The organism is Wenzhouxiangella indolica (genome assembly GCF_042310355.1).
Lineage (GTDB): Bacteria > Pseudomonadota > Gammaproteobacteria > Xanthomonadales > Wenzhouxiangellaceae > Wenzhouxiangella.
The window spans coordinates 36,835-45,004 of sequence record NZ_JBHJMR010000020.1; the positions used below are offsets into that span (position 1 = coordinate 36,835).

Genomic DNA, 8,170 nt, shown 5'->3' on the forward strand with positions numbered 1-8,170 from the left:
CGGTCTGCTATTTACGGAGGCCGTGTACCAGGCGTTTCAGGTAGAGCCTGAAACGAGAGCGACCCCCGTCGCCCTCGTCATGCTGCGCGCGCAGGTAATCGACGGGGGGCAACAAGAGCCACCGCAGGCGCTTGATTCGCGACGCCCAGGTCGGCTCGCAGCAGGCGGCGTGCCAGTAGCTTCGCCACTTGCTCTCCCGCGCTTGGATCAGCGTGCTAATGCGTTTGGAACCGCCGTCATCGTGCAACCGAGCCAGCAGTTGCGGATCGACCGGCGTTTCGAAGATGACCCGGCACTCGCCCAAGCACTGGGCAACCAGCCCGGACAGGCCCTTTTCGACAGCGATATCGGCGGTGGCGCGGCGCTCTTCCTCGGTCATTGCGCGCCAGATCAGGTCCATGTCGAGCAGCCACACAAGCGGCCTCTCCTGGCCCAGATCGTCGAACCAGTGCATGATCCCGTGCAGGAGCGCGTGCGTAGGCCCGAGCCCGGGAACGGACACGCGTCCGACAGCGACATTTTGCCCTGTTGCGTGAAGGTCCGCGAACGTGAAAAGTCCTTGCAGGGCAGGGTGGTTGCGAAGATCCCAGTGGACATCCACCAGGTAGCGTTGCAGACCCTCCTGACGGATCCAGAGTTCCTGGGTCAATGGCGCGTCCGCTGCTACTTCGTAGCTGCGGCGGTAGCCCAGGCGAGTCAGGCTCTGTCGAACCGCGTCCAGGGCTTCCTGGTCGACCAGTACATCGAGGTCCGTCCTGTGCCGCTCTCGAGGATCCGGGTAGTAGCGCCAGGCCAGGAGCGCGCCCTTGAGAAGCAGGAGATGCCCAGTAGCTTCCGTCAGCGCCGTGAGCACGCGCTCTTCTTCGGCGAGCTGATGATCCGGTACCGTTCCGAGCCGGTCGGCGAACGGCGCGATGGCCGAGAGCGTTTCACCTGGAACGGCGCCGCGTTCACCAAGCAACGCCACGACCGGCGCCAGGCGGTGGGCCAGTAGCCACTGGGTCTGCTGCGGGATACTGCCCTGCTGCTTCAGAATTCGGGCCAGCGGGATGGCATCGGTGCCGCTCCTGCCCCCTACGTGGCGATGTCCAGTGACTGTTCCAAGGAAGGCTGCCAGCCCGACGCCGGTCAGGGCGCCCGCCGCGTTCAGTCCCAGGTCAGAAAGCTTGAATGTGCGTCCGGGAACCAGCCACTGCGCCAACTCCAGCGCCACGCCGAGTGCGATGCACAGCAAAACCGCCAGCCAGTCAAAGCCGCGACGATCCCTTGACCATGCCAGGGCGAGTCCGAGCAACAGGTAGGCTGCAAAGTGAACCGGTTTGGCGAGCCCCGCGGGCAGGGTGAGCGCGCCTTCGGGCGCGAGAAAGCCGACTATCATCGCGACCGTGATCGTGACCGCGAGTCCCCCTGACAGCGTGTATCGCATCAAGCCCAGCCGCGCAGGCGATAAACCAGGTGACCGATAAATTCGTGGAAGGCCCGTGAGGAATTCATCAGCGCATCCGCTGAAGGCAGCCAGCGTGAGGGGCCAAGACTAAACGGTGTTGCAACCTCGAAGTCCGTTGCGACAGTTACCGGCGCCAGTCCCAGGCGTTGGAATGTGGCCTCGGCTCGCGGCATGTGGAGCGCAGAAGTCACCAGGAGAAACTCCCTGGCCTGCAACTCGTCGAGCAGCTCCTCGACGTAGACGGCGTTCTGCCGGGTCGTGCGGGCCCGCTCTTCCAGGCGCATGCCTTCTTCCGGGACGCCCATATCGGCCAGCAATCGGGCGGCAGCTCGGGCTTCTGTGGTTGCTTCCGGATGGCGGGGGTTGCGCCCGCCGGTCAGGATCAGTATCTGCGTCCTGTCGGCCGCGTAGAGGCGGGCCGCATGCCAGTAGCGATCGGCAGCGTGATTGAGGTTGGGATAGGTAAAAGTGCCGCGACCGGTGCTGAAAGCTCCGCCGAGTACCACCGTGATCGGAAGGACGGGCGCCGACTCGACAGCCACGTCCGCGTACCCGCGCTCGAGCTGCCACCGGACCAGATCGCTGAATACGGGCATCGACCACAGCCACAGCCAGGCAAGCCCGACCAGCACGAGCGTGCGTCCCCAACGTCGACGAGCGAATAGCAGCCCGGCCAGCATGGCCACGCAGGCCGATCCCAGCGGATAGAGCAGCGCACTCATCTCGTGTCTGTAGCCGGTGCGTAGAGATCCCTGGCGATCTGGTCGGGTGGCGTCGGCAGCGAGGGAAAGGAGCGCCACAAGATTCGGCTGTTGGGGAAAATGACGACCCAGGCCGTCATGATGATCGCGGCAAAGTAGACGGCTAGCGACTGGTTTCGAACGTACCATTGCTCGAGCTGCCCTTTGTAGGGCATGACCAGTTCATCGTAGAGCCGGTCGGCATCGTCGGCATCGCTCATCATGCGGCTTTCGGCCCGAAACGCGATCGAACCGATCCCCGAAAGACCCGGACGAACTTTCACGATCTCTTTCTGGGAGTCCGCTGGAAAGGCCGAGAAGCAGCGATCGGTCTGGGGTCGGGGGCCGATCACGCTCATGTCCCCCTTGAGAATATTGATCAGCTGGGGCAGCTCGTTGATCTTGGTTGCTCGGAGAAACTTCCCGAAAGGTAATACTCGTGGGTCGTCTTCGAGGGTGAGTGTGCCCGTACCCATGTTGGGGCTATTCTTCAGCATCGTTGCGAATTTCAGCAGGCCGAACCTCCGCCCCCCGAGGCCAACGCGCGGCTGCACGAAAAAGATCTCGCCCTCCCCGGTAAAACGGAGAACGACCATGATGGGTATAAGTATCGGCGAAAGGGCGATCAGCGCCGCACCGGAAAACAGAATATCGAAAAGTCTTTGCATGTCGGTTAGAGTGGCAAGTCGGTCATCCAGAAAGAGTCCCTGCGCAGTCGACGCAACGTCTCCCGGCCTTCATGGAGTCGGGCTATTCTCCAGGCTCAGAATCTGCAATTCGGGCGATTGATGGCAAACACCAGGCTTTTCATTCATATCGGCACGCACAAGACCGGTACTACGGCGATCCAGAATGCGCTGCTCGCCAACCGTCGGCGCCTGAAGCGCGCCGGGATAGTCTACATGCCTGTTCCGCCGGGGCATAGTTCGTTGAAAAACGCCGAGGAGCCCCACGAGGCCGCCGTCGATCGCTTCCGGCGTTTCCTGGGTGATGCGCTGTCCAGAAACGGGGTTCAAGAGAATGACGGGAGCACGGTTGTACTGAGTTGGGAGGGGCTGAGTGGCAGCCTGAACCTGGGGTATACCAACGCGGAGGCAGTTGCCGGCAACCTTCACAGTGCGCTCGAGTCGTTCGAGTTGGAAACCTCGATCATCGTCTATCTTCGACGGCAGGATCGGTTCGTCGAGTCCGTCTACTCCCAGAAAGTGCACGAAGGATCGGCTCTGACATTCAAGGAATTTCTCAGCGCCCTGCCGGAAGGCGCTTTTGATTGGCTCGATCTCATTGCTGCGTATGCAGACTACTTCGGCCGGCACAATGTGACGCCCCGTGCCTATGGGGACTTCGGCAAACCGGCTCATCTGGTAGAGGACTTCTGTCGGAACATCGGAGTCAGGCCATCCGGCCCCTCCGGAGTCGTGATCGATCAGGCACGGGAGGTCCCCAATCGAAGTTATTCTCCGGCTGCCCTCGAAGTATTGAGAATATGCAACAGCGAACTGGATGAGAATGATCGCCGCGCCCTCCGGCGCCTTCTGAAAAAGCACGCAGCCAAAACCGACGAGGACGCTACGGCCTTGTGGTTGCCTGTCGAACGTGCCGAATTCATGAAACGCTTCGAGCAGTCGAATCGCAAGATTGCACGGGACCATCCGGATCTAGAGAGCTGCCTGCAATTCAAAGGCGCGCCGGCCTCATGTGGAAAAGGCCCTTCGGTACCGCAGAACGAGGATGTCGTCGTAAGCCTGGCCCGCACGTTGTTGAGCGTGGGCCGAGAGAGTCGGCGTTCAGGACTTGCATCGGCCGGAACTGGACTCGTGAACCTGGCCAGACGCATTCTCACGCTGAATCGGTGAGTCCTGCCGCCAGGCTCAGATTACGCTGGACGGGATGGCAACAAGACGATTCTCGAGTGATTCAGTGGCTTTCAGATTCGATTTCTGGCAATCCTTGTAAAGGGGCAGGTGGTGCATGGGCGTCCAGCATGGGCGCGTCATGACACCGGCCTCGTTGGTGGCTTCCAGGATGCTGTCCCGTTCGGCCCTGTCCCGGGCAAAGAAGGCATTGAACCAGTAGTTCGATCTGGCCTGTTCCGGCTCAACGAAGATTTCATAGTCCGTGTCCGAAAACCAGTCGGCATATCTTTGGGCAAGCGCGCGTTTGCGTTCAACATAATCGGGTAGTGACTGCATCTGGGCACAGCCGAGCGCGGCATTGATGGCGGGCATGCGATAGTTGTAGCCGACCTCATCATGGATGTACAGCCAGGGGTGCCGACGTTTGGCAGTGGTCGTCAAGTGTTTTGCGTGATCGGCGAGTTGCTTATCATCGGTGATGATCATGCCGCCACCGCCGGCGGTGATGATCTTGTTTCCATTGAAGCTGATTGCCGCGCATTTTCCCTCGAGCCCAGTATGCCGGCCCCGGTAGAGACTGCCCAGGGATTCTGCCGCATCCTCAATCAGGATGAGGTTCCATTGGCGGCAGATCTCTGATATGCGATCGATGCGAAGGGGATGCCCGAAGCAGTGCATGGGTACGCAAGCACGGATAACCCGACCCGTTACCCGGTTCCAGCACAGGCCGTCGTCCCTGATCTCGGCGTTGTCCTGCAACCACGATTCGAGGCTGTTGGGACTCATGCCCAGAGTCGACGACTCCACGTCGACGAATACCGGATGAGCGTGGCAATAGCGAATGGCATTGCAGGTGGCAACGAAGGTGAGTGATTGGGTGATCACCTCCTCGTCCGTCTGCACGCCGGCGAGCATGAGGCAAGTGTGCAGGGCCGCCGTCCCATTGACGGTTGCAACGGCGAACCCAGCGCCCGTGTAATCCGCAATCGACTGCTCGAATTCGCCGACATGTCGTCCAACAGAAGACACCATCCCGGAGTCCAGGGTCTCGAGCACCATTTCGCGCTCGGTATCTCCCAGGCGTGGCGCGTGCAGCGGGATGAAATCGTCGGTATTGAACTCCGAGCGGACATGACGAATCAATCGGTCGACGAACTTTCCTGTTCTCACCTGGTTCATCGTGCCGACACTCCGTCGCTTTCGAAGACATTCTCCCGATACCAGGCCCAGGTCTTCTCGACGCCCGCCTGCAAATCGACGCGGGAACTGTAGCCGGTCAGTCGGGTCGCCTTGCTCATATCAGGCCCCCGGCGTGCGGGTGAGCCGGGCGGCGGCGGTTCGGGGCGAATGGTGACGTCTCGACCGACCGCCTCGTGGCAAGTACGTGCCACTTCGCGAATCGTCAGTTCCGGCTCCTGGGTGCCAAGATTGAGCGTCTGTCCTTCGCATTCCCGGCTTCGCATCATGCGAACCAGCATCTCCAGCGCATCGTCGATGTAGCAGAAGCAACGGGTCTGGTCGACCGAGGGAACCGGGATCTCGTCGCCGTCACGGGCCTCGAAGGCCTTGTGCAGTTGGCCCGGTACTACGTGAACCAGCCCCATGCGCGGGCCGTAGACATTGTGTGGCCGGAAAACCGTATAGGGGATGTCGGCATAGTGGCAGAGGCACTCACCGCTGATCTTGGACAACATGTAGGAGGTTCGCGGCCGAGACAGCTCGGTCACGGCAAGCGGCGTGTCTTCCGGCGTTGGAATCGGCAGATCAAAGGATTCGAGCGTGCCGGCATACACTTCGCTGGTCGATGGGTACATGAATCGCTTGAGCGCCTTCTGCCGTCGGGCATGCTCAATCATGTTGTCCATCATCACCAGGTTGTCCATGACCACTCGATAGGGTCGTTCCATTACGTGGACCACCCCGATGATGGCGGCCAGGGGAAAGATGTAGTCGAAGTCCGTTGGTAGGGCAGCCACCGCTTCCGCGTCGAGGCAGTCGATTTCATCGAAGCGCGCGCCCGGATGTTCCAGGATCTTCTCGAGGTCCGGGTCCCGAACGCCCCGCGCGAAACTGTCGACCAGGTGAACCTGCATCCCTTCATCCAGCAGCCGGCGTGCCAGGTGCAGGCCGATGAAACCCGCGCCGCCGGTGATCAGCACTTTTTCGGTCACAGTCCGTCTCCCACGCCAATGGCTTCGATTCTTACTCCTTTCTCACGGAAGGCCCGCCGCTGCTCGGCACTGAATACCAGGTAGGCGTCCAGCACCACCGTGCCCTGCTTGTTAGCGACCCAGTCGGCCAGATCGAGCGCCTTGTACTGGGCATGCGGTATGGCGAACATCACCGCATCATAGGCTGATGAGTCCGGCAATTCGTCGGGCACCGCGAGATCCAGCTCCTCCCACCAGGAAACGAAGGGATCGTGGAAATCCACGTTGGCCCCGCGGCCGATCAGCTCCCGGTAGACGATCTCGGCCGGCGAATGGCGAGTATCGGCCACATCCTGGCGGTAGCTGACGCCGCACAGCAGGATGCGCTTGCCGGCAACCGATCCGCCGAGTAGTTCCGTCAGGCGTGACACCCCGTGATGCGGCATACCGGCGCTCTCGGTCACGGCCAGCCGGGAAAACGGAAACTGCAAGTCCAGCCCGAACAACTGGCGGGCGGCGGCCGGAGTGAACGTCGGATCCTTCGTCAGGCAGTATCCGCCGATGCCCAGCCCCGGATAGCGGATGTTCGCGTGCGTGGGCCGCTTCTGAATGGCCGCCACCACCTCGTAGAGGTCGATCCCGACCTTTTCGGCATAGCGGGTCCATTCGCAGATGAAGGCAATATTTGCGGCTCGGTACGTGTTTTCCATCACCTTGGCCGTCTCCGAAGCGGTTGTCGACGACAGTCGGGTCAGGGGGTAGTCCGCGATGTTGATGACATCGGAAAGAAAGACTTCGCATCGATCCGCGGCCTCCTTCGTGTGGCCCGAATAGACGCGCCAGAAGTTGATGACCGAGTCAAGGTAGTCGCGGCCCGGCATCACGCGTTCGTAGGAATGAGCCACGAGCAACTCGGCGGGATCCAGACCGCGCTTTTCGAATTCCTCACTCAGGACCGGCACCACGACCTTCTCGCAGGTCCCCGGCGGTACGGTCGTTTCGATGACCACCAGCGCGTCCTGTCGCATGCGGGCCCCGATTGTTCGCAAGGCCTGTTCAAAGCCTGCGAATTCGAGCGCGGGTAGTTCTTCCTGAAAGGGAATGTCCAGATGGACATCGACCACAATGATATCCGCCTCGGAATAAACTTCCGGGTCTGTGGTGGCACGAAGATTGCCCCGGCCTACGGCTTGCGCAACGGCTGGCCCCAGCTTGGGGTCGCTGGTTTCGAATGGGAATCGGCCTGCGTTGACTTCCGAGACCCTGTGCTTGCCGCTCGGGTTTGGCAGGTCGACACCAATTACATCGTGGATCGGGTCTCCGGATTCGTTCTCCGCCAGGGCCACTGCGGTTGCCATCGCGGATCCCACGAAGCCAAGGCCCTGCACACATACGGTTGATCTTCGGTTTTGTGGACTGCTGTCACTCACACTTGATCCTTGAATGCTGTCGATGAGTTGAATGAATTTTTCTTGTCCCGGGTTGCTAGCCAGCATCGGCCGGTTTGGGGCGTGCCCCGATGTAGCGGATGACGCGTCCGGTATCGTCATCCCGAAAGTTCGGCGCAGGTCGTTGCTTCATGCCGTTGGCTGTTTTCAAGACAATGGGCGTCAAGGGCAGATTCGCGAAGAATTCTCGCCTAAAATAGAGGGTGTGTGGCGGTTCAACACCTGCGTCCGGGAACTTGCCACGGACTGGGTGACAGTTGGGCACCTCGATGAAGATTCTGCCGCCCGGAACGTGTCAACATTTTCCCAACACATCGGCGACGATTTCTATGTAACAACCTCGGGCAGCTCAGTGCTGACCGGTGTTGGAGAGATTTGGAACGCTTGCGGATCGTCGAGTAGCTCCGCTGCAGTCTGACCGTCGTCCGGGTTGATCGAGACCACCGCTGGCGGTCTGGCGACTCGGGGCGGCCCTTTGACGTAGCGCTCGGGATGCGCCGCATAGTGCCGGTCCATGGCTGTTTGCCGT

At 61.0% G+C, this 8,170-nt stretch carries 7 protein-coding genes and 1 pseudogene; 1 reads left to right on the plus strand and 7 read right to left on the minus strand.

Features of this window, described 5'->3' with window-relative positions:
* Window positions 1–7: 7 nt before the first annotated feature.
* The 3 genes from ACDC67_RS14835 to ACDC67_RS14845 are packed head-to-tail and all read right to left on the minus strand — an operon-like array spanning window position 8 to window position 2,855.
* A complete protein-coding gene (locus ACDC67_RS14835) occupies window positions 8–1,426 on the minus strand; it encodes a VanZ family protein (protein WP_376694391.1) in 1,419 nt (472 codons plus the stop codon).
* Window positions 1,426–2,169, minus strand: a complete 744-nt coding sequence (locus ACDC67_RS14840) for a YdcF family protein (RefSeq protein ID WP_376694393.1) — start codon at window positions 2,167–2,169, stop codon at window positions 1,426–1,428. The genes ACDC67_RS14835 and ACDC67_RS14840 overlap by 1 nt, the downstream gene beginning before the upstream one ends.
* Complete coding sequence (locus tag ACDC67_RS14845; protein WP_376694395.1) at window positions 2,166–2,855, minus strand: sugar transferase; 690 nt, start codon at window positions 2,853–2,855, stop codon at window positions 2,166–2,168. Before ACDC67_RS14845 ends, ACDC67_RS14840 begins: the two co-directional genes overlap by 4 nt.
* Before the next feature lie 120 nt (window positions 2,856–2,975).
* On the opposite strand from ACDC67_RS14845, the gene ACDC67_RS14850 reads away from it, so the two are divergent.
* Entirely contained in the window at window positions 2,976–4,043 is a 1,068-nt protein-coding gene (locus tag ACDC67_RS14850; protein WP_376694396.1) for a hypothetical protein, read from the plus strand.
* 15 nt (window positions 4,044–4,058) lie between these two features.
* Here ACDC67_RS14850 and ACDC67_RS14855 read toward each other — a convergent pair whose 3' ends face one another.
* The 4 genes and pseudogenes from ACDC67_RS14855 to ACDC67_RS14870 form a co-directional block, all read right to left on the minus strand.
* Entirely contained in the window at window positions 4,059–5,222 is a 1,164-nt protein-coding gene (locus ACDC67_RS14855) for a LegC family aminotransferase (protein ID WP_376694398.1), read from the minus strand.
* Window positions 5,219–6,214, minus strand: coding sequence for an NAD-dependent epimerase/dehydratase family protein (locus tag ACDC67_RS14860; protein ID WP_376694400.1), 996 nt, complete (start codon window positions 6,212–6,214; stop codon window positions 5,219–5,221). The genes ACDC67_RS14855 and ACDC67_RS14860 overlap by 4 nt, the downstream gene beginning before the upstream one ends.
* Window positions 6,211–7,743: a nucleotide sugar dehydrogenase gene (locus tag ACDC67_RS14865; protein ID WP_376694401.1), complete on the minus strand. Its 1,533-nt coding sequence runs from the start codon at window positions 7,741–7,743 to the stop codon at window positions 6,211–6,213. Before ACDC67_RS14865 ends, ACDC67_RS14860 begins: the two co-directional genes overlap by 4 nt.
* A 225-nt stretch (window positions 7,744–7,968) precedes the next feature.
* Window positions 7,969–8,170, minus strand: a pseudogene (locus tag ACDC67_RS14870) (hypothetical protein); the annotation flags it as partial.

Coding starts and splice junctions, on each gene's coding strand:
- ACDC67_RS14835 (WP_376694391.1), bottom strand. CDS start 1,426: ATGCGATACACGCTGTCAGGGGGACTCGCGGTCACGATCACGGTCGCG.
- ACDC67_RS14845 (WP_376694395.1), bottom strand. CDS start 2,855: ATGCAAAGACTTTTCGATATTCTGTTTTCCGGTGCGGCGCTGATCGCC.
- ACDC67_RS14840 (WP_376694393.1), bottom strand. CDS start 2,169: ATGAGTGCGCTGCTCTATCCGCTGGGATCGGCCTGCGTGGCCATGCTG.
- ACDC67_RS14865 (WP_376694401.1), bottom strand. CDS start 7,743: ATGACGATACCGGACGCGTCATCCGCTACATCGGGGCACGCCCCAAAC.
- ACDC67_RS14850 (WP_376694396.1), top strand. CDS start 2,976: ATGGCAAACACCAGGCTTTTCATTCATATCGGCACGCACAAGACCGGT.
- ACDC67_RS14855 (WP_376694398.1), bottom strand. CDS start 5,222: ATGAACCAGGTGAGAACAGGAAAGTTCGTCGACCGATTGATTCGTCAT.